23 protein-coding genes are annotated in these 23,911 nt (G+C 59.2%); 10 read left to right on the top strand and 13 right to left on the bottom strand.

What is annotated here, in order from left to right:
- Window positions 1–108: 108 nt before the first annotated feature.
- On the bottom strand, window positions 109–468 hold the full coding sequence (gene flgN / locus Q1A52_RS05100; RefSeq protein WP_300011701.1) for a flagellar export chaperone FlgN: 360 nt from the start codon (window positions 466–468) through the stop codon (window positions 109–111).
- On the bottom strand, window positions 458–739 hold the full coding sequence (locus Q1A52_RS05095) for a rod-binding protein (RefSeq protein ID WP_300011699.1): 282 nt from the start codon (window positions 737–739) through the stop codon (window positions 458–460). The genes flgN and Q1A52_RS05095 overlap by 11 nt, the downstream gene beginning before the upstream one ends.
- 116 nt (window positions 740–855) lie before the next feature.
- Between Q1A52_RS05095 and Q1A52_RS05090 the strand changes: the two genes are divergently transcribed.
- Together Q1A52_RS05090 and Q1A52_RS05085 are read left to right on the top strand one after the other, a co-directional pair.
- Window positions 856–2,208, top strand: a complete 1,353-nt coding sequence (locus Q1A52_RS05090; protein WP_300011696.1) for a flagellar hook-length control protein FliK — start codon at window positions 856–858, stop codon at window positions 2,206–2,208.
- An 11-nt stretch (window positions 2,209–2,219) separates the two neighbouring features.
- A complete protein-coding gene (locus Q1A52_RS05085) occupies window positions 2,220–2,909 on the top strand; it encodes a flagellar hook capping FlgD N-terminal domain-containing protein (RefSeq protein ID WP_299826055.1) in 690 nt (229 codons plus the stop codon).
- Here Q1A52_RS05085 and Q1A52_RS05080 read toward each other — a convergent pair.
- From Q1A52_RS05080 to Q1A52_RS05060, 5 genes are read right to left on the bottom strand one after another with little or no spacing between them, the layout of a single operon-like run.
- A complete protein-coding gene (locus tag Q1A52_RS05080) occupies window positions 2,887–4,215 on the bottom strand; it encodes an FAD-binding oxidoreductase (protein ID WP_300011692.1) in 1,329 nt (442 codons plus the stop codon). The genes Q1A52_RS05085 and Q1A52_RS05080 overlap by 23 nt on opposite strands.
- A complete protein-coding gene (locus Q1A52_RS05075; RefSeq protein ID WP_299826051.1) occupies window positions 4,212–5,030 on the bottom strand; it encodes an ABC transporter permease in 819 nt (272 codons plus the stop codon). The genes Q1A52_RS05080 and Q1A52_RS05075 overlap by 4 nt, the downstream gene beginning before the upstream one ends.
- Window positions 5,027–5,902, bottom strand: coding sequence for an ABC transporter permease subunit (locus tag Q1A52_RS05070; RefSeq protein ID WP_300011689.1), 876 nt, complete (start codon window positions 5,900–5,902; stop codon window positions 5,027–5,029). The genes Q1A52_RS05075 and Q1A52_RS05070 overlap by 4 nt, the downstream gene beginning before the upstream one ends.
- 31 nt (window positions 5,903–5,933) lie before the next feature.
- Complete coding sequence (locus tag Q1A52_RS05065) at window positions 5,934–7,061, bottom strand: ABC transporter ATP-binding protein (RefSeq protein WP_300011686.1); 1,128 nt, start codon at window positions 7,059–7,061, stop codon at window positions 5,934–5,936.
- A gap of 54 nt (window positions 7,062–7,115) precedes the next feature.
- The gene (locus Q1A52_RS05060; RefSeq protein ID WP_300011683.1) at window positions 7,116–8,198 is read right to left on the bottom strand and encodes a polyamine ABC transporter substrate-binding protein; all 1,083 of its coding nucleotides are present in this window, start codon (window positions 8,196–8,198) and stop codon (window positions 7,116–7,118) included.
- 159 nt (window positions 8,199–8,357) lie between these two features.
- Between Q1A52_RS05060 and Q1A52_RS05055 the strand changes: the two genes are divergently transcribed.
- The 7 genes from Q1A52_RS05055 to Q1A52_RS05025 all read left to right on the top strand — a co-directional run bounded on the left by Q1A52_RS05055 (window position 8,358) and on the right by Q1A52_RS05025 (window position 16,254).
- Complete coding sequence (locus Q1A52_RS05055; protein ID WP_300011680.1) at window positions 8,358–9,056, top strand: GntR family transcriptional regulator; 699 nt, start codon at window positions 8,358–8,360, stop codon at window positions 9,054–9,056.
- A gap of 69 nt (window positions 9,057–9,125) precedes the next feature.
- On the top strand, window positions 9,126–10,523 hold the full coding sequence (locus tag Q1A52_RS05050; RefSeq protein ID WP_300011678.1) for an aspartate aminotransferase family protein: 1,398 nt from the start codon (window positions 9,126–9,128) through the stop codon (window positions 10,521–10,523).
- Window positions 10,524–10,749: 226 nt separating this feature from the next.
- Window positions 10,750–11,850: an ABC transporter ATP-binding protein gene (locus tag Q1A52_RS05045; RefSeq protein ID WP_300011675.1), complete on the top strand. Its 1,101-nt coding sequence runs from the start codon at window positions 10,750–10,752 to the stop codon at window positions 11,848–11,850.
- Window positions 11,851–11,967: 117 nt separating this feature from the next.
- Complete coding sequence (locus Q1A52_RS05040) at window positions 11,968–13,074, top strand: extracellular solute-binding protein (protein ID WP_299779826.1); 1,107 nt, start codon at window positions 11,968–11,970, stop codon at window positions 13,072–13,074.
- Window positions 13,075–13,144: 70 nt separating this feature from the next.
- Window positions 13,145–13,432 carry a DUF1330 domain-containing protein gene (locus Q1A52_RS05035; protein WP_299826037.1) on the top strand — a complete coding sequence of 96 codons (288 nt, stop codon included), beginning with the start codon at window positions 13,145–13,147 and terminating at the stop codon, window positions 13,430–13,432.
- Window positions 13,433–15,073 (top strand): ABC transporter permease, encoded by a 1,641-nt coding sequence (locus Q1A52_RS05030; RefSeq protein ID WP_300011671.1) that lies wholly within the window; start codon window positions 13,433–13,435, stop codon window positions 15,071–15,073.
- 2 nt (window positions 15,074–15,075) lie between these two features.
- Window positions 15,076–16,254 (top strand): ABC transporter permease, encoded by a 1,179-nt coding sequence (locus Q1A52_RS05025; protein ID WP_300011668.1) that lies wholly within the window; start codon window positions 15,076–15,078, stop codon window positions 16,252–16,254.
- Window positions 16,255–16,334: 80 nt separating this feature from the next.
- Here the strand turns inward: Q1A52_RS05025 and Q1A52_RS05020 are convergent, their stop codons facing one another.
- Window positions 16,335–17,630: a lytic murein transglycosylase gene (locus tag Q1A52_RS05020; RefSeq protein WP_300011665.1), complete on the bottom strand. Its 1,296-nt coding sequence runs from the start codon at window positions 17,628–17,630 to the stop codon at window positions 16,335–16,337.
- 113 nt (window positions 17,631–17,743) lie between these two features.
- A complete protein-coding gene (locus Q1A52_RS05015; protein WP_299779836.1) occupies window positions 17,744–18,463 on the bottom strand; it encodes a YafY family protein in 720 nt (239 codons plus the stop codon).
- A gap of 79 nt (window positions 18,464–18,542) precedes the next feature.
- Here Q1A52_RS05015 and Q1A52_RS05010 point away from each other — a divergent pair, with 79 nt between their 5' ends.
- On the top strand, window positions 18,543–19,235 hold the full coding sequence (locus tag Q1A52_RS05010) for a glutathione S-transferase family protein (RefSeq protein ID WP_195821109.1): 693 nt from the start codon (window positions 18,543–18,545) through the stop codon (window positions 19,233–19,235).
- On the opposite strand, the gene rnr is transcribed toward Q1A52_RS05010, so the two are convergent.
- The 4 genes from rnr to dapE are packed head-to-tail and all read right to left on the bottom strand — an operon-like array spanning window position 19,232 to window position 23,653.
- Window positions 19,232–21,487, bottom strand: a complete 2,256-nt coding sequence (rnr, locus tag Q1A52_RS05005; protein WP_300011662.1) for a ribonuclease R — start codon at window positions 21,485–21,487, stop codon at window positions 19,232–19,234. The two genes, Q1A52_RS05010 and rnr, sit on opposite strands and share 4 nt — an antisense overlap.
- Window positions 21,484–22,092, bottom strand: a complete 609-nt coding sequence (locus tag Q1A52_RS05000) for a TIGR04282 family arsenosugar biosynthesis glycosyltransferase (RefSeq protein ID WP_300011659.1) — start codon at window positions 22,090–22,092, stop codon at window positions 21,484–21,486. Before Q1A52_RS05000 ends, rnr begins: the two co-directional genes overlap by 4 nt.
- Window positions 22,089–22,511: a GNAT family N-acetyltransferase gene (locus Q1A52_RS04995; protein ID WP_300011656.1), complete on the bottom strand. Its 423-nt coding sequence runs from the start codon at window positions 22,509–22,511 to the stop codon at window positions 22,089–22,091. The genes Q1A52_RS05000 and Q1A52_RS04995 overlap by 4 nt, the downstream gene beginning before the upstream one ends.
- Window positions 22,508–23,653 carry a succinyl-diaminopimelate desuccinylase gene (gene dapE / locus Q1A52_RS04990; protein WP_300011653.1) on the bottom strand — a complete coding sequence of 382 codons (1,146 nt, stop codon included), beginning with the start codon at window positions 23,651–23,653 and terminating at the stop codon, window positions 22,508–22,510. Before dapE ends, Q1A52_RS04995 begins: the two co-directional genes overlap by 4 nt.
- Window positions 23,654–23,911 lie beyond the last annotated feature (258 nt).

Here is a 23,911-nt window from a genome sequence, read left to right as displayed (position 1 = left end):
GACGACGCGCCACCCGACCTCGGATGCATCGCCAACATGCCCGGACAAAGGCTAATGACTGCTTAAGTCGATCAGCCCCTGTCATTCGGTTTTTATTCAAATCCCACCTCAGGCACGCTTTTCAACAGCGCCATCAGGTGTCACGTCGATTGTGCGGCGTTCACCCTTTTCATCATAGGTTTCGAGCGAGCTACGAACACGCCTCAGCGCGGCGAGCCTGCGCGCAACCGTCCGAATACCCTCCAGCGCGTTGTCCAAGAGCGCTTGATTGCGCATGACCTTCGCGTTCAGGGCTTCCAAAGGCGCGCGATCTGCCTCTTCCAAAGCGGCAAGCTGGTCGATCAGCGATTCTTTGCGCTCCAACAAGCGGCCAATTTCATCGAGGTCGCCTATCAGCAACGCAGCACGCTCGGCCTCCAGAACGTCATCCAACGCGTCGATCACGTCCTCGAAATGTTCATCCGTCATTTTGTCTCTCCTTCAATGCGTGAAACAGTGATTCGCTTAAGCCGATGCCGCCAGCCTTGACCATCTGCATCGCTTGTTCCTGCAGCAGAAACGATCCGAATTGATCCTCACCTGCACCCCCGCCAAAATGATCGCTGGTTTTACCTAACCCTGCGGATTTCAACATTTCTGCCAGAAAGCTTGCCTCAAGTTTTTGCGCAACTTCACGCAAAGCCTGATCCTGGTGGGATGTGGTCGTCGGCTGTGATCCAACCGGGGGTATTGCTGGCATGACAGGTGTCTCCAATTGCAACTATTTTTCTGAACCATGCGCCAAATCGGTAAAGATGCGGTAACTATCCAATGTCATAAAGCTCGCGGAACGTGGAAGAAGTCCCGGAGGCGCTTGTGCTTGAAATCCTATCTATGCAGCCATCTGCGAAGGCTAATCGTACTGAAAAGTCAGGTGTCGCAGATGATCCGAAAATGAAAGATGATCGGGATCGATCAGAACCTGATTTCGAATCGGCATATGCGTCCGATGCTGAGAAGGAGACAAAATCAGCAAGCGAAGACGATACCGCGAGAAGCCCCGCGCCAGAAGAGAACTCCGCCGCGAGTGAGAAATCGCGAGAGGCTGAGGCCGAAGAAGCAGACCCTGTTGTGACTTTCGAAGCAGAAGCTTTGCCGGAGGAGGAACTGCCTGTTCGGTCGCCTAAAACCGGAACAGAAGACAAGGTCGCAGCAGAAAAAGGAGCGCAGAAGGGCGGTGCAGCAACAAGCGAGCTTGTCTTTGCGCAGCGCGTCTTCACGGAACAGAAGTCAACGGCGACCGATGATTCAAAAACTGTTTCCGCACCGCCTGTGGCGAGAGAAGCGAGCACGCAGCCTGTGATCCTGCAAGCTGGGAAAGCAAACGTGACGCCAGCCCCAGAGACGGGTAGTAACAGCGTGCCGAAAGTCATCGCAATTCAAACTGATGTTGATGGCTCTGCAGCGACAACAGCCTCTTCCAAAACCGCGCAGGCGCTTGAAACAACAGCACCCGCCACATCCATTCCTCAAAGGAAAGTAGACATTGAGGCAATCGGTCCACGGGCGGAGGCACGCACAAAAGCTGATGCAGAAAGAGACCGCGCACCGAAAGACGTTGCAGTACAGCAGAACACCAATGCCAAGCCGTCTGTAACGATGGCGACAACACAGGTTCCGACAGCGCCTCAACCAATCATACCGCTGACGGCCCAGTCCGACACGTCCTCTCTTGATGTCGCCATGCCTCCAATAGGAGATGTGGATACACCAACGTCTTGGGATCCACGGAGCGTGGCGCCAAACACCCTTGCACAGACACTGTCCCGGCCGGAGACACCCGGCATGATTGGTCGTCAAATTGCCGAAATCCTGCAGCGTTTACCGGATCGGCCGGTGGAACTCTCGCTTAATCCAGAGGAACTTGGCCGGGTTCGGCTGAGCATTTCTACGGCAGAGGGGGGCATAACTGTTCATGTTCTTGCGGAACGCCCCGAAACGCTCGATTTGATGCGACGGCATATTGATCTGCTTGGCCGCGAGTTCCAGGCACTTGGATACGAGAGTATCAACTTCGCCTTCAATGAGGGTCAATCGGAGCAAGATGCTGGAACAAACAGCGATGAGAGCGCTTCAAATCCCGCACATTCGGTTGTGGGTGAGCAGCAAGAGGACCCCGCCACTCCAATAAATATGGCCCCGTCGACCGGGGTGGATTTGCGGCTTTAAGGAGAACCGATATGGAAGTCACAAGCACTCAGGCAACGCAAAACGCAGCCCGGACAGCGGCAGCAAGTGAACAGTCCAACGCTGTCTTGTCCTCGGATTTCGAGACATTTCTGCAAATGCTCACGGCACAAGCCCGATATCAAGATCCGCTGGAACCGATTGATTCGTCTGAATATGCGGCGCAACTGGCCCAGTTCTCCATGGTGGAGCAGCAGGTTCTATCCAACGATCTGCTGCAGGCGCTGAGTGCACAGATGTCGGCGGGCAGCATTTCACAGATTGCGGGTTGGATTGGCATGGAGGCTCGTACAACTGCTCCTGTTTCCTTTGATGGATCACCGGTCACCGTGATTCCGAAATCTGAAGCGGGCGCAGATGAAGCTGTCCTGGTCGCTTATGATGCCGACGGAGAAGAGGTGCATCGTAAGCAAATTGACATTGGTTCGGACCCCGTGGAATGGATGGGCATTGCTGATGATGGAACGGAATTTCCGCCGGGGCTTTACAGCTTCAAAGTGGAAAGCCGCGTGGCGGGCCAAACAATAGGCGTCAACTCTGCTGAGACATACTCGAAGATCACCGAGGCACGACGTCAGGGAGCAGCGACGGTCTTCATTCTTGAAGGCGGGTCAGCAGTCACTGCGGAGGACGTTACGGCCCTACGTGAGCCGGCAGAAGCTACATCCGATCAGACAGCATGAGGCCCGCGTAAGCGGGAGGCATGATCACCCGCCTCGCGCGACCAAATGGAAATCTTGCCAACGGGGTTCGCATCGCTACTGGATAGATTTTCGATTCCTCGCCAAGGATACAGTCTGCAAGGATTGAGCCACTCAATGTCCCCATTGCAATGCCATTCCCATGGTAACACATACCTGCCCACAGCCCCGATTCAGGCCGGAGCTCGCCAACAAACGGTAGACGATTGCGTGCGAGGCAGACCATGCCAGACCACATATGAGTTGCTTCGACCTGCGCCCAAGCCGGGAACAATCTCGTAAAGTCCCGCCTGATCCGATCCCTCGCACGATTTTCGGCTGCAGGTCCAGTCATCAAACCACCACGCATACCAAACAGAAACCGCCGATTCGGCATCAGTCTAAAATAGTGGAGCAGGTGGCGCGTGTCGTAGCTCATCTGATCGCTATGCCAGCCTTGTTCTGCGATCTCTGCATCGCTGAGTGGCCGTGTCACCAGGACATTGGATTGCCCCGGCATATAGCGCCCGGCAATTTCCTTTGGCAGATGTTCTGACGCGTACCCGTTGGTTGCGGCGATCACATGCTGGGCGGTCACGCACCCTAAATCGGTTTCAAGTTGGTAGTGCCGCGCAGATGACTGCAGCTGGCGAACAGAGCTATGGTGGTAAATCCGCGCCCCTGATGCAACTGCAGCAGCGGCAAGACCTGTCAGGTACTTTAACGGATTCAAACCAAAACCAATTGGAATGGTCAGTGCTCCGAAAAACGGACCACCCATGCCCGCCGTTGCAAGATCTGCTTTCTCGATCAACTGCGGCGAGACGCCATAGTTTTCTTCTGTCCCGGCGGCTTTTTTGCGCAGGTCTTCCATGTCCTTGGGACGATGCGCCAGTTCGGTTTCGCCGTTGGAGTGCCGGTCCACATCCAGACCCAATGCATCGATCAGATCCGCCACAAGATCCACCGATGCCTTTTCAGCTGCGCGGAACTCGAGACGTCCGGACGCGCCAAACCTCGCATCAAGGGCCGCATCATCCAGCATGCTTCCGCCCAAGCAGCAAAAGCCCCCGTTCCGGCCGGAGGCGCCCCAACCGGGAAATTCTGCCTCCAGCACAACGACATCAACACCAGCCTTGGCTAAGTGCAGCGCTGCGGAGAGACCGGTGAACCCCGCACCGATGATTGCAACCTCCGCCGTCAGGGACCCTTGCACCGCGGGGCGATCTGGTATCTCGCAGGTGTCATCCCACCAGCATCCCATGCGCGGGCCGGGACCATAAGCGTAATCTGAAAAGATGCGGGTCATGCGGTGCGCGCCGCAGCCTGCTCATCTCTCTGCTGGCGCAGGCTGTTGCGTTTGGAAATCAGCGACGCGCTGATCACCCCCACGGTGACAATCCCGATCATGATGGTCGACAACGCATTGATTTCAGGCGAAACACCCAGCCTGACCGCCGAGAAAATCTTGATCGGCAACGTGGTGGCTGATGGGCCGGCGGTGAAGGAGGCGATCACCAGATCATCAAGGCTGAGCGTGAAAGCCAGCAACCAGCCGGAAATCACTGCGGGGGCGATGATCGGCAGGGTCACCAGACGGAACGCATCGAAACTGGAACACCCGAGATCAAGCGCCGCCTCTTCCAGGGATCGGTCAAAGGTCATCAGGCGGGAGGACACCACGACCGAAACATAACACATTGAGAATGTAGTATGGGCGAGCACGATGGTCAGCACACCGCGATCCAACCCGATGCCGATAAAGAGCAGCAGCAGTGACAGCCCGGTGATCACCTCGGGCATCACCAGCGGTGCGTAGATCATCCCGGAAAAGAGGGTGCGCCCCAGAAACCGCCCTCCGCGCACAAGCACATAGGCCGCCATCGTGCCCAGAACGGTGGCAAAGGTGGAGGACAGGACCGCGACCTTGATCGTGACCCAGGCGGCATCCAGAAACGCTTCATTCTGGAGCAACTCGCCGTACCATTTGGTCGAGAACCCCGCCCAGACGGTCACCAGTTTGCTTTCGTTGAACGAATAAAGGACCAGAATGACCATCGGCAGGTAGAGAAAGGCGAACCCCAACGTCAGCGACGTGACATTGAACCAGCTGAGCCTGTTCATGCCTCCTCCTCCGCCTGCCGTTGCTGGTTGCGCTGGAACAGAACGATAGGGATGATCAGGATCAGCAGCAGGATAACGGCAACCGCGCTGGCCACTGGCCAATCACGATTGTTAAAGAATTCCTCCCAGAGCACCTTGCCGATCATCAAAGTGCCCGATCCCCCCAGCAAGGACGGGATGACGAATTCGCCCAAAGCCGGGATGAAGACAAGGAAGCTGCCCGCGATGATCCCGTTTTTGGACAGGGGAATGGTAACCAGCCAGAAGGCCTGCAGCCGCGAACATCCGAGGTCTTCGGCCGCTTCGATCAGGGACCCGTCCAGCCGGTCGAGGGCCGCAAAGATCGGCAGGATCATGAACGGCACATAGGTATAGACGATGCCGATGTAGACGGCAGTCGTGGTGTTAAGGATGGTCAGCGGCGCGTCGATCAGCCCTGCCCACAGCAAAAACTGGTTCAGGAAGCCTTCCTGACTGAGGATACCCATCCACGCGTAAACCCGGATCAGGAACGACGTCCAGAACGGCAGGATCACCAGCATCATCAGCGTCGGGCGCCATTCTTCCGGCGCGTGCGCCATCGCATAGGCGATGGGATACCCCACCAGCAGCGTCAGAATGGTTGAAATCGCCGCGATACGGAGCGAACTGACGTAAGCTTTCCAATAGAGATCATCAGACGCCAGAAAGGCGAAGTTCTCAAAATCCAGAGCCGAAAAGAAAGGGCCGACACCGTCGCTGAGCGTCGGTGTGTACGGGGGGATTGCCAGCGCGATATCGGACAAGGAAATCTTGAAGACGATCACGAAGGGGATCAGGAAAAGGGCCAGCAACCAGGCATAGGGAATGGCGATCAGCGCAAATCGTTGCATGTCCCCTCCCCTTTACTGTCCGGTTTCAATTTCATTGCGCCAGCAAAACGCCCGCAGTTGCCGTCCAGGACACCCAGACGGTGTCTTCCCAAGTAAAACTCCGACGCGATATGCGGCGGGTATTGGCAGTCTGCGATTTGATGATCTGTCCGCCGGGTAGCTCGACGTAGTAGGTGCTGAGATTGCCCAGATAGGCGATATCCAGCACCGTGCCCTGAACGGCGTTGTCCACATTCGGAGGCCGTTCGGCACTGATTGCGATTTTTTCAGGCCGTACTGCCAAGTGGCACGACTGTCCGTCGGTGAATGGACGGTCGGATGCAGCAACCAGGGGCTGCTGTCCCTCGGTCCAAGAGATGTGGTAGCGGTCCTCACCCATTGGCGTTGACTGGCCGGACACTATATTCACATCGCCAATGAAATCAGCGACATAGACGCTTTCCGGCGCTTCATAAATCCGCTCGGGTGTCGCCACCTGCATCACCCGGCCTTCGTCCATGACCGCCACGCGGCTGGCGACGGTCATGGCCTCTTCCTGATCATGGGTCACGATCACGAAGGTGGTGCCGGTCTTTTCCTGAATGTCCATCAGCTCGAACTGCGTGGCCTGCCGCAGTTTTGCGTCCAGCGCGCCCAACGGCTCGTCCAGCAACAAAAGCTTGGGCGCCTTGGCAAGACTACGGGCCAGGGCGACGCGCTGCCGCTGCCCCCCGGAAATCTGGTGCGGTTTGCGACGGGCAAATTTCTCGAGCCGGGTCAGCTTGAGCATCTCGGTCACCCGCGCGTCGAGATCATGTTTCGGCATGTTGCCGCGCCGGAGCCCAAAGGCGATGTTTTCATAGACGCTGAGATGCGGAAACAACGCGTAGGACTGGAACATCATGTTCACCGCGCGCTTGTTCGGCGGCACGGCGGCGATGTCCTGCCCGGCCAGTTCGATGCTGCCCTCGCTCACTGTCTCGAACCCGGCGAGCATGCGCATCATCGTGGTCTTGCCACAACCAGACGGACCCAGCAGCGCAAAGAACTCCTTTTCGAAGATGTCGAGTGTCAGATCGTCGATGGCGACAAATTCGCCAAAGCGTTTTGTGACATTCTGAAACCGGATCAGCGGTTTCTCATTGGGATCATCCCAAGGGGCAAAAACTGTTTCAGCCAATGGCGCATTCCCGAAAAAGGCCGGGCGCAGGACTGCCGCGCCCGGTTGTCTGGCTCATGTGCCCGATTTGATCCGGGTCCATGTCCGGGTCAGGGTGCGCTGTTCGCGCGGGCCCCATGTGGTCACCGTATAGAGGTTCTGCAGCGCCGCCTCATCGGGATAGATCGCCGTGTCGCCGATCACGTCTTCGACCAGGAATTCCTTGGAGGCCGCATTGCCGTTGGCGTAGTAGACGTAGTTCGACGCATCCGCCATGTTCTGCGCGTCCATGATAAAGTTCAAGAAGGTGTGTGCGGCTTCCGGGTTCGGCGCATCGGCAGGGATGGCCATTTGGTCAAACCACATCAGCGCGCCTTCGTTCGGGGCGCTATAGGCGATCTCAACCCCGTTCTCGGCTTCGGCGGCACGGTCGCGCGCCTGAAGGATATCGCCCGACCAGCCAAACGCCACGCAGATATCCCCATTGGCCAGCGCGTTTATGTATTCGGAACTGTGGAATTTCTGAATATACGGACGGACGGCTGTCAGTGCCGCCTCGGCCTTCTCCAGCGCTTCGGCATCCTTGGCGTCCGGATCCTCACCCACATAGGTCAGCGCAGCGGGGATCATCTCGGTCGGGGCGTCCAGGAAGTGCACGCCACAGGCGGCCAGCTTTTCCATGTTGCCCGGGTCAAAGATCAGGCCAAGTGACGCAATGGGGGCGTCCGCGCCCAGTATTTCCTGCACCTTGCCAACATTCACGCCAAGGCCTGTGGTGCCCCACATGTAGTTGATCGAATATCCGTTGTCAGGGTCATACTGCTTTGTCCGTTCTTCGATCACGTCCCACATATTGCCGATGTTGGGCAGTTTTGACTTGTCGAGCGGCTGGAACACACCGGCCTGAATCTGACGGGCGAGAAAGGTGCCCGTCGGCACCACCACGTCGTAGCCCGAACCGCCCGCCAGTAGCTTGGTTTCCAACACCTCGTTGCTGTCGAAAACGTCGTAGATGAGATCGATGCCGGTCTCGGCCTCGAACTTTTCAAGCAATGCTTCGTCAATGTAGTCCGACCAGTTATAGACCCGCACTTCATCCGCAAAGGTCGCCGTCGTGCAGAGCGCAAGGGCTGCGCTGCTCAGCATGAGCTTTTTCATTTCATACTCCCGTTGATACCGTCCGGGTTTGCCCCGGTTTCGGTGAATTTGATCAAGTTTTGCCCCATTCGGCAAGATGCTTTATGCTTTCACGCGATCACAGGCTGTGCAAGACATCAGACCTTATCGGCCAACCAGGAGGAGGGACGGATCATAGAAGTGCTTAGAAATCCGGCATCCGACACGCCGCCAAACGCGGCAAAACTGCCCGCCCACCAGCATGTCTACGAACTGCTGCGCGCGCGCATTCTCTTTGGTGATCTGGCACCGGGGCAGGCCGTGACCATTCAGGGTCTGGTCGACGATCTTGACGCCGGGATGACGCCGGTGCGCGAAGCCATTCGCAGACTGATCTCCGGCGGGGCGCTGAGCATGCTGGGAAATCGGCGTGTGATTGTCCCGGAACTGACGGAGAGCTGCATCGAACAGCTTGATTTCATGCGACAATCTCTGGAACCACAGCTGGCAAGGCTGGCCACGGTACGCGTGAAAGACGAGGATCTGAGCAGCCTCAAGGCGCAGGATGATGCGCTGAATACTGCCATTTCACAAGGTGATATTCCGGGATACCTGACCCATAATTACCAGTTTCACGCAACGCTCTATGAGATCGCACAAGCCCCAATCCTGAGTGCCACTGTAGATCGGCTGTGGCTGCGTTTTGCGCCATCGCTGCGCGTTGTCTGCGGTCGCTACGGCACGCTGAACCTGCCGGACAAACACGCGGACCTGCTGGTGGCTTTGCGCGCCCGCGATGCGGAGGCGGCGGCGACAGCCATGGCAGAAGACGTGCATCAGGGAATGCTGCAGATCCGGGCGTCCCTCGATACGGCTTCACCTGCCAAGCGATTCGATTGACTCTGGATAATTTGATCATATTCTGCCCGCACCGGCCACACGCCACACTCTCCAACTGACAGGTGCCCCATGTCCGCAATCACCAACCACATGCCCACGGCGGAGCTTCAGGCGCTGGATGCAGCACACCATATGCATCCTTTCACCACGAATGACGAGCTGGCGGACAAAGGGGCGCGGGTCATCACGCGGGCAAAGGGCGTTTACCTGACGGATAGCGAAGGCAATCAGATCCTCGATGGCATGGCCGGCCTGTGGTGTGTAAACATCGGCTACGGGCGCAAGGAAATGGCCGAGGTGGCGGCCCGCCAGATGATGGAGCTGCCCTATTACAACACATTCTTCATGACGACCCATGTTCCGGCCATCGCCCTGGCGCAGGAAATCGCCAAGCTGGCACCAGAGGGGTTGAACCATGTGTTCTTTGCCGGATCGGGATCAGAGGCAAACGACACAAACATCCGCATGGTCCGCACCTACTGGGCGGAGAAAGGCAAACCCGGCAAGAGCCATATCATCAGCCGCAAGAATGCCTACCACGGATCGTCTGTCGGGTCCGGGTCGCTCGGTGGCATGAACTATATGCACGCGCAGGGCGGCATGCCAATCCCCGGTATCCACCACATCAACCAGCCCGACTGGTGGGCCGAAGGCGGTGATATGACGCCAGAAGCGTTCGGCCTGGCCCGCGCGCAGGAGCTTGAGGCCAAAATTATAGAACTCGGCGAGGACAAGGTTGCCGCCTTCATCGCCGAGCCGGTTCAGGGCGCAGGTGGCGTTATCGTCCCGCCCGAGAGCTACTGGCCGGAAATCCAGCGTATCTGCGACGCCTACGATATCCTTCTGATCGCCGACGAAGTGATCTGTGGCTTTGGACGCACCGGCAACTGGTTCGGCAGCCAGACCATGGGTATCCGCCCGCACATCATGACCATCGCCAAGGGATTGAGTTCCGGCTACCAGCCGATCGGCGGATCGATCGTCTGTGACGAGGTTGCCGAGGTGATCAGCGCCACCGAATTCAATCACGGCTATACCTATTCCGGCCATCCGGTCGCCGCCGCCGTGGCGATGGAGAACCTGCGTATTCTGCAGGAAGAAGACATCATCGAACGTGTTCGAACCGTTGGCGCGCCTGCGCTCAGGGCAGGTCTTGAAAAGCTGGCCGAGCACCCGTTGGTCGGAGGGCTGTCGATCAAGGGGATGATGGCGTCGCTGCCCCTGACCCCGCATAAGGAAAGCCGCGCGAAATTCGCGGCCGACGCGGGGACCGTAGGGTACATGTGCCGCGAGCGGTGTTTTGCGAACAACCTGGTCATGCGTCATGTCGGCGACCGGATGATCATCTCGCCTCCGTTGATCATCGAGCCCGAGGATATCGATGTTTTCATGACCCGCGCGCGAACCGCGCTGGACGAAACCTATGCGCAATTGAAAGAACAGGACATGCTCAAGTCGGCATCCTGAAACCGTTGACTTGATTCGCTGCACCGCGGCTTGGCCGGAAATTTTGTCACTATTGCGGAAATTCACAGTACGTCGGCGCAATACCAGCGCTACATTCAGTCAAATCGCCTTGAATCAGGAATGATACCGCTAGCTGTCAGTTAAGCGCTTGCACCTGATCGGTTGCTTCGTGTTAGATTTGCGGCAATCAGTGCGGAAAACCGCCGGACACAATGGGGAGCCACTCTTGGCCGACACTAGCAATGCAGACGCGTTCGTCGAATTCGAACGCGTGCAAAAAAGTTATGATGGCGAAAATCTCGTTGTCAAAGACCTCAACCTCTCGATGCCCAAAGGTGAATTCCTGACGATGCTTGGCCCCTCGGGGTCCGGAAAGACGACCTGTCTGATGATGCTGGCAGGATTTGAGACCGCCACCCACGGCGATATTCGTCTGGATGGGGTGTCGATCAACAACATACCACCGCACAAGCGGGGCATCGGCATGGTGTTTCAGAACTACGCGCTGTTTCCGCATATGACCGTGGCTGAAAATCTCTCTTTCCCGCTGGAAGTGCGCAAGATGAGCAAACCGGACCGCGAGGCAAAGGTAACCCGCGCGCTCGGCATGGTGCAGATGGGCGATTTTGCCGGACGCCGCCCCTCGCAACTTTCGGGTGGCCAGCAGCAGCGGATCGCTCTGGCGCGCGCGCTGGTTTTTGAACCTGAACTGGTGCTGATGGACGAACCGCTGGGCGCTCTGGACAAGCAACTGCGGGAAACCTTGCAATTCGAGATTACCAAGCTGGCGCATGATCTGGGGATCACCGTCGTCTACGTGACACACGACCAGACCGAAGCGCTGACCATGTCCGACCGCGTTGCCGTCTTTGACGATGGCCGCATTCAGCAGCTGGCCCCGCCCGACAAGCTCTATGAAGAGCCTGAAAACAGCTTCGTGGCGCAGTTCATCGGCGAGAACAACACGCTCGAGGGCACAGTCAAGGAAATCAAGGGCGGGACGGCGCTCATCGAGTTGGACAGCGGTGAATTGATTGACGCACAGCCCGTGAATGTCGCGGCGGCGGGGGAGCGCACACGTGTGTCAATCCGACCGGAGCGGGTGGAGTACAACAAGGACCGTCTGAGCGAGGATGCCCATACGCTGAAGGCCGAAGTGCTGGAATTCATTTACATGGGCGACATCTTCCGCACACGCCTGCGCGTCGCGGGCACCGACGAGTTCATCATCAAGACCCGTAATGCACCCGACGTGCAGCGGCTCACCCCTGGTCAGCAGATCGAAATCGGCTGGCTGCCACAAGATTGCCGTGCATTGGACGCCTGAAGGCTGAGATGTACGACCTGTCGTGTCCGGGCAACGGGCACGATCTGACAGAGGCGGAGGCCAAGCCCGTTGCCACCTGCCTCAAGACCCAAACGGGCATATAATTGGGAGACTATAATGAAACTGACCAAGACGCTTTTGGCATCTACCGCGCTGACAGTTGCAGCCGGCATGGCCACAGCTGACGGCCACATGGCCAATGAAATGACAATTGTCAGCTGGGGTGGCGCCTACTCCAATTCGCAGCAACAAGCCTATCACAATCCGTACATGGAAAAGACCGGCATCAACATCATCAACGACGAATCCTCTGCCGAAGCCGTGGCCAAGCTGCGCGCGATGAACGAAGCAGGCAACGTCACATGGGACGTGGTTGACGTGGTTGCCGCCGACGCCATCCGTCTGTGCGACGAGGGCCTGGCGATGGAGATCGACCCGGACGAGCATCTCGCGGCCGCGCCTGACGGCACCTCCGCCGAGGATGACTTCGGTGACCTGCTGGTCTCCGACTGCTTTATCCCGCAGATCGTCTATTCCACGACCTTCGGCTACCGCACGGATATGGTTGGCGACACGCCGCCCACCTCTGTCTGCGCCATCTTCGACACAGATGCCTATCCCGGCAAGCGCTCGCTGGAAAAGCGCCCGATCAACAACATGGAATGGGCTCTGCTCTGTGATGGTGTTGCCAAGGACGACGTCTATGACGTGCTGGAAACGGACGAGGGCCAGCAACAGGCGCTCGATAAACTGGCCACCATTAAGGATGACGTGATCTGGTGGTCTGCCGGTGCCGACACGCCACAGCTGCTGGCAGACGGCGAAGTCGTGATGGGCTCGACCTACAATGGTCGTCTGTTCTCGGTGATCGAAGAGCAAAATCAACCCGTAGCTATGCTCTGGGACGCGCAGGTGTTCGATCTGGACGGCTGGATCATCCCAACCGGTCTGAGCGAGGAACGTCTGGCCCGTGCGCTGGACTACATCTATTTCGCCACAGACACGCAGCGTCTGGCGGATCAGGCCAAGTATATCAGCTATGGCCCGGCCCGTGCGTCGTCGGCACCGCTGGTTTCCACCCACGCGGATCTGGGTATCGACATGGCACCCCATATGCCAACCGATCCCAACAACGCGCAGAACACGTTCCTCTACAACTACGAGTTCTGGGCTGACTATCGCGACGACATCGACGCGAAATTCCAAGCGTGGCTGGCACAATAACCCCTCTCAGGGACTGATATCCAAGGCAGGGGCCGCGTAGTGGCCCCTGCTACATCAAAAGGACAGACCAATGCCCAAAGGCTACATCATCGGCCATATCACCGTCACCGATCCGGAGGCCTACAAGGAATACGTGATCAAGGACACGCCCATTCTGGAAGGGCTCGGAGGACGTTTCATCGTCCGCGGCGGACCGTCGGAAGTGATGGAGGGTGAAAGCCACGAGCGGCATGTGGTCATCGAATTCCCGTCGTATGAGGCTGCCAAAGCCGCCTACAACGACCCCGCCTATCAGGAAGTGATGAAAATCCGGCATCGCACGGCAAAGAGCACGATCATCGTGGTTGAAGGTGCCTGAATGACAGATGCGACGCAAAACTCCGGCCCGATGATGGCCGCCGATGGCACAACGCTGAAATCCAGCCTCAACCGGGCGCTGCGGCGTCAAAAACTACGTGCGCTGATGCTGATCGCGCCGCTGCTGATCTTTGTGCTGGTGACCTTTATCGCGCCGATCGCAGATATGCTGTTCCGCTCGGTGGAGAACCAGATTGTCTCCGACACCCTGCCGCGCACGACCACACTGCTGGCGGATTGGGACGGTGATACCGGTGGACTGCCTTCATCTGAGGTCTTCGAGGCGCTGTACACAGATATTTTCGTCGCGCAGGAACGCAAGCTGCATACCCGTCTCGGCTCGCGTCTGAATTACGAATTGACCGGCGTATCATCGCTCTTTCGTAAATCGGGCCGCAAGGTCGAGGATATGGGCGAGGTCTATCAGGATCAGTTCGAAGACCTCGATGGCTTCTGGAAGGACAGCGAAAACTGGAATGCGTTGATGGGCAGCGACAGCTGGCTTGCTGACCAGACCGCGTGGGATGAAAAATCAGACACCCGCCAGCCTGCCTTTGAGCTGCGCGAGGGAATCGACGGCCTGCTGCCGCAAACTGCGGCGACCTTCGAGATATTTGCCGATTTCGTCCAGAATGAAGACGAAGACAATCTCGCCAAGGAAGACCCCTGGGCGCTGGTCTATTCCGCGCTCTACACCGACCTGATGCAAGAACCGGACGTCTCGGGATATGGCGGTCCTGGCTCTGCCGAACTGCTGGAAGCGATGGGCGCCGTCGGCACATTCGAGACCGTGGACTACCCGGCGGCCTTTGAGGAGATCGACAAGGATTGGCACAGCATTGACGTCTGGCAGACGATCCAGACCTACAGCCCGGATTTCACCTCGGGCTATTTCCTCAACGCCGTCGATATGAAGAAATCACCCGACGGGCCTGAGATGCGCCCTGACAACGAACAGCTCTACATCAAGCTCTTTATCCGCACGCTGTTCATGTCGCTGGTTATCACCGGGAGTTGCATATTGCTCGGCTACCCGGTGGCCTGGATCCTCGCCAACCTGCCCGCGCGCACGGCGAACCTGCTGATGATCCTCGTGCTCCTGCCCTTCTGGACATCGCTGCTGGTGCGCACCTCCGCCTGGAAAGTCATGCTGCAACAGCAGGGCGTGATCAACGATACGCTCGTCTGGCTGGGCGTGGTTGCCGATGACAGCCGCCTTGCGCTGATCAACAATCAGACCGGCACGATCATCGCGATGACCCATATCTTACTGCCCTTCATGATCCTACCGCTCTACTCGGTGATGAAAACCATCCCGCCCAGCTACCTGCGTGCGGCGAAATCCTTAGGCGCCACGAATTGGACAGCCTTCTGGCGCGTCTATTTTCCCCAATCGGTACCGGGGATCGGCGCGGGTTCGATCCTCGTCTTCATCCTCTCCATCGGTTACTACATCACGCCGGAACTTGTGGGCGGGACGACGGGCACCTTTATCTCCAACCGGATCGCCTATCACATCTCCAGCTCTTTGAATTGGGGTCTGGCTGCCGCGCTTGGGGCAATCCTGCTGGCAGTCGTGCTGGGCCTCTACTGGGCCTACGACAGGATCGTCGGCATCGATAACGTGAAGCTCGGAGGCTGACCATGGCTGCATTGACCCCCATCTCCCGCACGCCCGTGTCATTCTATGTGCCCGTTGTCGCCGCAGCGGGCGCGGTGGCCGGTCTCCTTGTCGGCACCGCACAGGGCAGTTCCCTGATCGGCATCATCAGCGGCGCCATCCTTCTGGGTGCCATTGCCTTTCTGCTGACCCAAATCATCAAGGCCGAGGCACCGGGGCGGTGGGCACTGACCGCCTTGTTTGCCGTGGCCGGGTTTTTGATGGGCGGACTGGCCGCAGGCATCATCGGGCTGCTCTTCGGGTGGTTCTTTGGCTGGTTCACCTTCTGGCTCTTTGAGGGGCGATACCGCGCCTATGTCGCCCCCTATCTCACGCCCGGTCAGGTGCTCTGGCACTACACATTCCGCGTAATCTGCGGCGCGATCCTGGTCTTTTTGATCACCCCCATCCTCGTGGTGATGCCACTCAGCTTCAATGCCGAGGATTTCTTCACCTTCACACCAGAAATGCTGCGCTTTGATCCCGCAGGCTATTCGCTGAAACACTACGAAGACTTCTTCACCAACTCCGATTGGCAGGGCGCACTGGCAAACTCGGTGCGGATTGCCCCCATGGCGACCCTGCTCTCCGTCAGCTTCGGTACCCTCGCGGCCATCGGGCTCAGCCAGCCCCACGTGCCTTTCCGTCGCGCCATTATGGCGATCCTGATCTCCCCGATGATCGTGCCCCTGATCATCTCGGCCGCGGGCATGTACTTCTTCTACAGCCGCATCGGCCTGCAAGGCACCTACATGGGTGTGGTGCTGGCGCATGCCGCCTTGGGTATTCCTTTTGTCATCATCACGGTCACCGCCACGCTTGTCGGCTTTGATAATTCGCTGACAAGGGCAGCCGCCAATATGGGCGCCGGGCCGGTCACAACCTTTTTCCGGGTGCAGATGCCGCTGATCCTGCCGGGTGTCATCTCCGGTGGTCTCTTCGCCTTCATTACCAGCTTTGATGAAGTCGTGGTGGTGCTCTTCGTCGGTTCCGCCGGTCAGAAAACACTACCCTGGCAGATGTTCACCGGCCTGCGCGAGCAGATCAGCCCGACCATCCTCGCCGTGGCCACGATCCTCGTGATCGTCTCCATCGCTCTGCTGACCGTGGTCGAACTGCTGCGCCGCCGCTCCGAACGCCTGCGCGGCATGTCCCCCGCCTGAACGAAAACCACACAGCCTTCATTGTTCCAAAAATATGCCCGCTGGAGGCGCAGGGTCCCATCCCGCGCCCCGGCCACGTTCTACCGCAGACGTTTCAGCAGGCTCAACGAAGCATACCCGTCCTGCACTAACCCCTGGCTGCGCTGATAGGCCCGCACCGCCTCGATGGTTTTTGGCCCGATCCGCCCGTCAATCCCTTGCGTGCTGAACCCGGCCCGTGTCAGGCGCTGCTGCATCTCCTTGCGCTCCGCAAAGGTCAACGCCCGATCACCACGGGGCCAATTCGCCTTGATCTCAGGCCCGCCCTTGATCCGATCACTCAGATGACCAACCCCAATCACATAAGCATCTGCGGTGTTGTACCGCTCGATGACACTGAAATTCTTGAATATCATAAAGGCCGCCCCCTGCCCGCCCGCAGGCAGCAGGATCGACGCCTTGCCATAGTTGGGCACCGCGCGACCACTCATATCGACCACACCCAGCCGCGCCCACTGCCCGGGCGTCTTGGTGATCTTGCGGCTGGCCTGGGCATAGTTGAACCCGCGCGGCACCTGAACCTCGACGCCCCAGGGCTGGCCTTTGACCCAACCGAAACGCTTGAGGTAGGCCGCCGTTGACGCCAGCGCATCCGATGGATCGTCCGACCAGATATCGCGCCGCCCGTCTCCGGTGAAATCCACCGCGTAAGCAAGGTAGGAGGTGGGGATGAATTGCGTATGTCCCATCGCCCCCGCCCAACTGCCGGTCATGTTGCGCGGGCTGGTGTCGCCGTTCTGCAGGATCTTCAGCGCGGCAATCAGCTGTTCTTCGAAAAACGCGCCGCGCCGCCCGTCATAGGCCAGCGTGGCCAGCGATTGGATGATATCGTTCGAGCCGCGATACTCGCCATAGGCGCTCTCCAACCCCCAAACGGCGACCACAACCTCTTTTTCCACCCCAAAACGCGCCTCGATGGCGTCCAGCTTGCGCCGGTGCTTGCGCAGCGCCGCCTTGCCATTCTGGATTCGCGTGTCTGACGCGGCACTGTCGAGATACTCCCAGATCGTCTTGGTGAACTCCGATTGATTGCGATCCCGGCGGATCACATCGGGATCGTATTGCACACCCCGAAACGCCGCCTGCAGGGTCGAGGCACGAATGCCCTGCGCCCGCGCACGACCTTCGAAACTATTGATCCAACGCTCGAAACCTGGATTGGACGCCACCTGCGTCGCTGGGGTCAGGGTCGGCGCTACAGCCTCAGGGCGCAGCTTGGGACGGAGCGCAGAGGCGACAACCGTCACCTGATCTGCCGCGCGCGTCGGCTGCTCCGCCGGACGCAACACCGGCCGCAAGGATTGTGCCGTGCCCGCTGCTCCAACGCTTGTGCTCATCAATCCAGTTGCCAAAGCAACTGCGCAAAACGATCTTAACCGCATGATATGCCCTACTGCTGCTCATTATTGTTTCCAAAACTGTAGCGCGAGTCGGGCAAATTCGAAAGGATTCAATCGCTGGTTATGCGGTCCTTCGCCATTTCTTCGACCTGACAGCGGATAATTTCCAAATGCTCTCGTAGCATCGGCACGCGGCGTGGTCGAAAACTGTGATCCGTCCGCTTGAGCTTACGCATCCGGTCCAACCGGAACGTCCGGAAATCTTTGCGCAGATGGCACCATGCCAATAAGACATTTGTCTTGTCCAGATAGACCAGACCGAGCGGATCAACCTGTCGCACGGTATCTGCCCCTTTACGGTCGCGGTAATCAAAGGACACGCTGACCTCGTCCCAGGTGGCGGTGCGCAAGGCGGCCACATCGATCTCGATCTTGGGTAGGCTGACGAAACGGTGCGCATCCAGCACGGCATGTTGCAACCGGTGCGCCTGACGCGGTGGCACGCGCGCCTTGATCTTGGCAAGCGCAGACCGCGCCGCCTTGGCCAGCGCCGGATCGCCAATGACCGCCACATCGCGCAGCCCCAGTACTAGGGCCTCCAACTCATCATCCTCGAACCCCAAAGGCGGCAGCGCGGCATCCTCGATCAGCGTATAGCCAAAGCCCGCCTCACCGTCGATCACCGCACCCATGCTGCGCAGCGCGTCGATGTCACGGTAGATCGTCCGGGGCGACATTTCCATTTCATCGGCAAGCTGGGTTGCTGTGACGGGCGGTGGCAGACGGCGCAGGGTTTGCATCATCTGGAACAGGCGGTGTGTGCGGCTCATGAGATTACTCTAGCACAAGTAGTGACAGAAACTGGCAGTAGGTCCGTATAACCTTTGTCCAACATGAAAGGAGCGTACCATGATCACATTGCTGACCTACCCGCCCGCCTTTGGCCAGTTCTCCGGCAGCCCGTTCTGCATCAAGGCGGCGCATTTGCTGAACCTTTCCGGGCAACACTGGAAACGCGAAGACACGCTCGACCCGCGCATGATGCCGCATCAGAAACTGCCGGTCATCCGGGCTGAAGACCAGTTAATCGCGGACAGCGACATGATCCGCGCCTATCTGGAATCGCAAGGCGCACACTTCGATGCCGGTCTGTCGGACATCGACCGCGCGACGTCGCGGGCCTTTATCCGCATGGCGGAAGAGCATATTTACTTCCACATCGTCCTGGACCGCTGGGCGAATGAGGATGCCTGGCCGGAAGTGCGCGAGACCTATTTTGCCTCCGTCCCAAAGCTCATCCGCGGCATGGTTGCGAACAAGATCCGCAAAAACCTGCTGTCGGCCATGCGGGCGCAGGGATTGGGACGGTTCACGCCAGAGCAGCGTTTGGCCCGGTTAGAGCCTGATCTGGATGCCATCGTCGCGCGCCTGTGGCAAAACCGGTTCCTCTTTGGCGACAGACCAACCGCTGCGGACGCCTCTGTCGGCCCGATGCTGAGCGCAGCCTTGGCCAGCCCGGGAGAGACGGCCATGTCCAGTCGCATAAGAGAAAACGCGGTGCTGATGGGCTATGTCGAACGCGTCGAAGAGATGCTGCACTAGCGGCGGCTGCGTTTGACCTTGCGCTTGGTCTTATCCGTCTTGCGTTTGGCCTTGACGCTGCGGCGTCGGGGCGAACGCCCGGCGGGCGAGCGGCGACCCTGCGGGATGGCGTCGCCTTCCAGAGACAACAGTTCAAGGGCAATCCCACCGGTGACAGGCGCCGCCTCGGCCAGGCGCACGGTCACCCGCTGCCCCAGGCTGATCATCATGCCGGTGTCCGACCCCATCAGGGTGCCCGCTTCGGCATCGTAGTGGAAATACTCACGCCCGATGGAGCGCATCGGGATCAGCCCGTCAGCACCGGTTTCATCCAGCTTCACAAAGACGCCGAACCGCGCGATCCCGCTGATCCGCCCGGTGAGCTCATTGCCCACCCGCTCGCTCAGATAAGACGCCATGTAACGGTCGGTGGTATCGCGTTCGGCAACCATCGACCGTCGCTCCGTATCCGAGATATGCTCGCCGGTCGCGTCCAGAGTTTCATAGTCTTCGGGCCGCAAACCATCCTTGCCCCAGCCATGGGCAGTGATCAGAGCCCGGTGCACGATCAGATCCGCATAGCGCCGAATAGGCGAGGTAAAATGTGCGTATCGCCCCAGCGCAAGGCCGAAATGGCCCAGGTTTTGCGGCGCGTAATAGGCCTGTGTCATGGAGCGCAGGGTAGACATGTTGATCAGTTCCGCCTCGTCCGAGCCTGCTGCATCATTCAGCAACCGGTTCAGGTGCGCCGTCTTCAACACCTGCCCCTTGGCCAGCGTATAGCCACTGGCTTGCGCCGTCTCACGCAGCGCATCCAGCTTTTCGGGGCTGGGTTCTTCATGCACGCGGAAAAGCAGGGGCACTTTCTTTGCGATCAAAGTCTCCGCTGCCGCCACATTGGCCAACACCATGAACTCCTCGATCAACCGGTGCGCATCCAGCCGGTCCTTGAAATTCACCGAGGTCACCTGTCCGTCATCATCCAGCTCGATCCGCCGTTCCGGCAGGTCCAGATCAAGCGGCTGACGTCTCTTGCGCGCTTCGACCAGAGCCGCATAGGCAGCGTAAAGCGGCTGCAAAACAGGCTCTAACAAAGGGCCACAGCGGTCATTGGGTTGCCCGTAGATAGCCTGTTGAACCTCCTCATAGTGCAAAGACGCCGGGGACCGCATCAGCCCACGGTGGAAGCTGTGAGACAATTTGTTGCCCTCTGCATCCAGCTGCATGCGCACGGCGATACAGGCGCGCGGCACCCCTTCGTGCAGGGAGCAGAGATCGCCAGACAGACGATCCGGCAGCATTGGCACCACACGGTCGGGGAAATACGTGGAATTCCCACGCTTGCGCGCTTCGGCATCCAGCGCGGAGCCGGGCGTGACATAGGCCGCGACATCCGCAATCGCGACCCAGATGATGTGGCCCCCGTCGTTTGCCGGGTCCTCATCCGCATGGGCATAGCAGGCATCATCGTGATCCCGGGCGTCCGACGGGTCGATGGTGATCAGTGGCAGGTCTCGCAGGTCTTCGCGCGCATTGAGACCAACTGGCTTGGCACGGTCCGCTTCAGCAATGACCTCATCTGGGAAGGCGTCCGGTATCCCATGCTGGTGGATCGCGATGAGCGAAACGGCCTTGGCCGCCGAGGGATCACCCAGCCGTGTGACGATCCGCGCGCGGGGCAATCCCATGCGCGCCTTGGCGCCCGCCAACTCGCCTTCGACCAGCTCACCATCCTTGGCCCCGTGGGTAGCATCCGTCGCCACCAGCCATTCCTTGTCCGATCCTTTATCGACCGGCAGGATGCGCCCGCCCTCTGCGGTCTTGCGAAAGACCCCTAGAACCCGGCGTGGATTGGTCCCGATCCGGCGGATCAGACGCGCCTCATAGTGATGCGTGTCGCCTTTGACCAACGTGAGGCGCGCAAGGATGCGATCGCCTGCCCCCAGTGCGGGATCAGAGGCGCGGGGCACCACAAGCACCACGGGTTCTACGCCCTCACCCTGCCATTCCATTGGTTTTGCGAACAAATCCCCGTCGGCATCCGGGCCAGTCACCTGCAGGACGCTCACCGGTGGCAGGCGGTCCGGATCCTGATAGCTGCGCTTGCGCTTTTCCAGATGACCCTCCGCCTCAAGCTCCTTGAGCACGCGCTTGAGATCAATCCGCGCCGCCCCCTTGATGCCAAAAGCCTTGGCAATATCGCGCTTTGCGGTCAGCGTCGGATTTTCGCTGATCCAGTCGAGAATTTCGGTTTTCGTGGGGATGCGGGTCATACCCCTGAGGTAGCATGCGCGCCCGGTGCCGTCATGCGCAAATCGCGCGCCTGATCCACATCACGCAACGTATCGACATAGGCGATGCGGGCATCGGGCCAGCTGGCCACCGTATCGGCCAGCGCGTGTTCGGTGGACCACCGCACATCGGCAAACAGTCGCGGCGGCAGGGCATGTGCGCGTTTCGCACCGATCAGCCAATAGCCACCATCGGGTGCCGGCCCAAAGACGCCTTCCGCAGACCCCAGCGCGGCAAAGGCGCGGGCAATGTGGCCACGGGTAATACCGGGAACATCCGCGCCGATAATACACACCGGGCCTTGTCCCTGCAGGCGCAGGACGCGTTTCATACGGTCGCCGAGATTGCCACGCCCCTGGGGAATGCGGTGCAGATGCCGGGGCCAGACACGGCTCTGTAACCCGGCCACATCCGGGCTGACAGCCAGAACCAGATCCCAGCGCGGGTCCTGCAGCCGGTTCAGCAATGGCCGCGTTTGATGCCGGAACCACCAGGCGGCCGCGACCATGCCAATTTCGCGACCCAGACGGGTTTTCACCCGACCAGGATGCGGTTCCTTCAGCATCACGACGAGGGTGGATGTCACAAAATGCGTTCCATATCACGGTGATCTATGCCTGCGTCATCATAGACAGGACCGAAGGCGGCAAACCCAAGTTTCTCGTAAAAGCCGAGCGCCTGAACCTGTGCCCCAAGCACGGCCCGCGTCACCCCGGATTGCGCGCGCGCCAGGCCCAGCGCGGCCTCGATCAGCTTTGCCCCCAGCCCCGTACCCCGTGCGGTGCGCAGCACACAGACCCTACCGATTTTTGCCGTATCGCCCTTGATCAGAATCCGCGCCGTACCCACAGGCGTTTCACCGTCAACGGCCAGAAGGTGCAGCGCGGTACTGTCCAGCCCATCGATTTCCTCGGCCTCCGACACGCCTTGCTCTTTGATGAAAACCTGGCGTCGCAGTGCCAGACAGGTGGCGAGGTCATCCGTCTGCGCGATCTGCACCGTCACACGAAGTACTCCGTGAGAATGCGCGTATAGATGTTTTTGAGCTGCCTGATGTGGGCAACCTCCACATGTTCATCCACCTGGTGCATGGATTGTCCCACCAAGCCGAATTCCACCACCGGGCAGTGATCCTTGATAAAGCGGGCATCGGAGGTGCCGCCCGTCGTGGACAGAACCGGCGTCACACCGGTTTCGGCCTCCACCGCGCGTGCAACCAGATCGGAAAGCGCGCCGGGCGGGGTCAGGAAACTTTCCCCGGAAATCTTGATTTTAACCTCGGTCTTCACGGCGAAATCAGTCTCTATGAGGGCGATTTGCTCCTTGATCCACTGCGTCAGGGACGCACCACTATGGCTGTCGTTGAACCGGATGTTGACCGCCGATGAGCATTCCCCAGGGATCACATTGGTGGCGGGGTTGCCGGTGTCCACGGTCACAACGGCCAGGGTTGAGGGGTCAAAATGATCGGTGCCCTTGTCCAGTTCGTGGCTGGCCAAGCGGTCCATCAGCCGCATCATCGCCGGGAGCGGGTTGTTGGCGCGATGCGGATAGGCGGAGTGGCCCTGCGTGCCGATCACCTTGATCCAAGCGGTCATGGATCCGCGACGCCCGATCTTGATCATGTCACCCATTTTGTCAGGGCAGGTCGGCTCCCCGACCAGGCAGACATCCATGCGTTCATTCGCGGCCTCCATATGCGCCAAGAGCGCGGTGGTGCCATCGACGGCATCGCCTTCTTCGTCTCCGGTAATTGCCAGAATGATCGCGCCATCCAGTGGCGTGGTCTGAACGAAATCAATCGCGGCGGTGGCGAAGGCGGCGACACCCGACTTCATATCCGTCGTGCCCCGACCGTAAAGAACGCCGCCTTTGATCTCCGCCCCAAAGGGAGGCATCGTCCAGGCGGCGGCGTCCCCCACAGGCACAACATCCGTATGGCCGTTGAACCCGAACGTCTTGTTGTGGCCCTTGGGTCCCCAACGCGCAAAGAGGTTGCGGATGCCCCCCCGATCCGCCCAGGTGCACGCGAATCCGGCACCGCTCAATAGATCATGCAGCACATCCAGGGCACCGGCATCCTCTGGCGTCACAGACGCGCAGCGTACCAGATCTGCCGTGAGTGCAACGGGGTCCTGACCTGCCATGCGCTTTTCCTTATCCCTGACATGATGTGTGACCCAAGGTTTGTGGCCAAAAGGCAGCAATGCCAAGGGGGTCGGAACAAGAAATACTTAACAAATGCCCGCCATACGTGTTAACGAAAGGTTAACAATAATCCCGAGGCAGGGCATCAGCAGTGTGGTCACCATAATAGTGGGACCCAACGCACCAAACGATCGGTAAAGAGCAACCCGTATACACGGCGCTCGGACGATGCATTGTCTCGACCAAAGGGTATGAGG

The organism is uncultured Roseobacter sp. (assembly GCF_947488185.1).
Lineage (GTDB): Bacteria > Pseudomonadota > Alphaproteobacteria > Rhodobacterales > Rhodobacteraceae > Roseobacter.
This window is presented reverse-complemented; position numbering and strand designations above follow the sequence as displayed.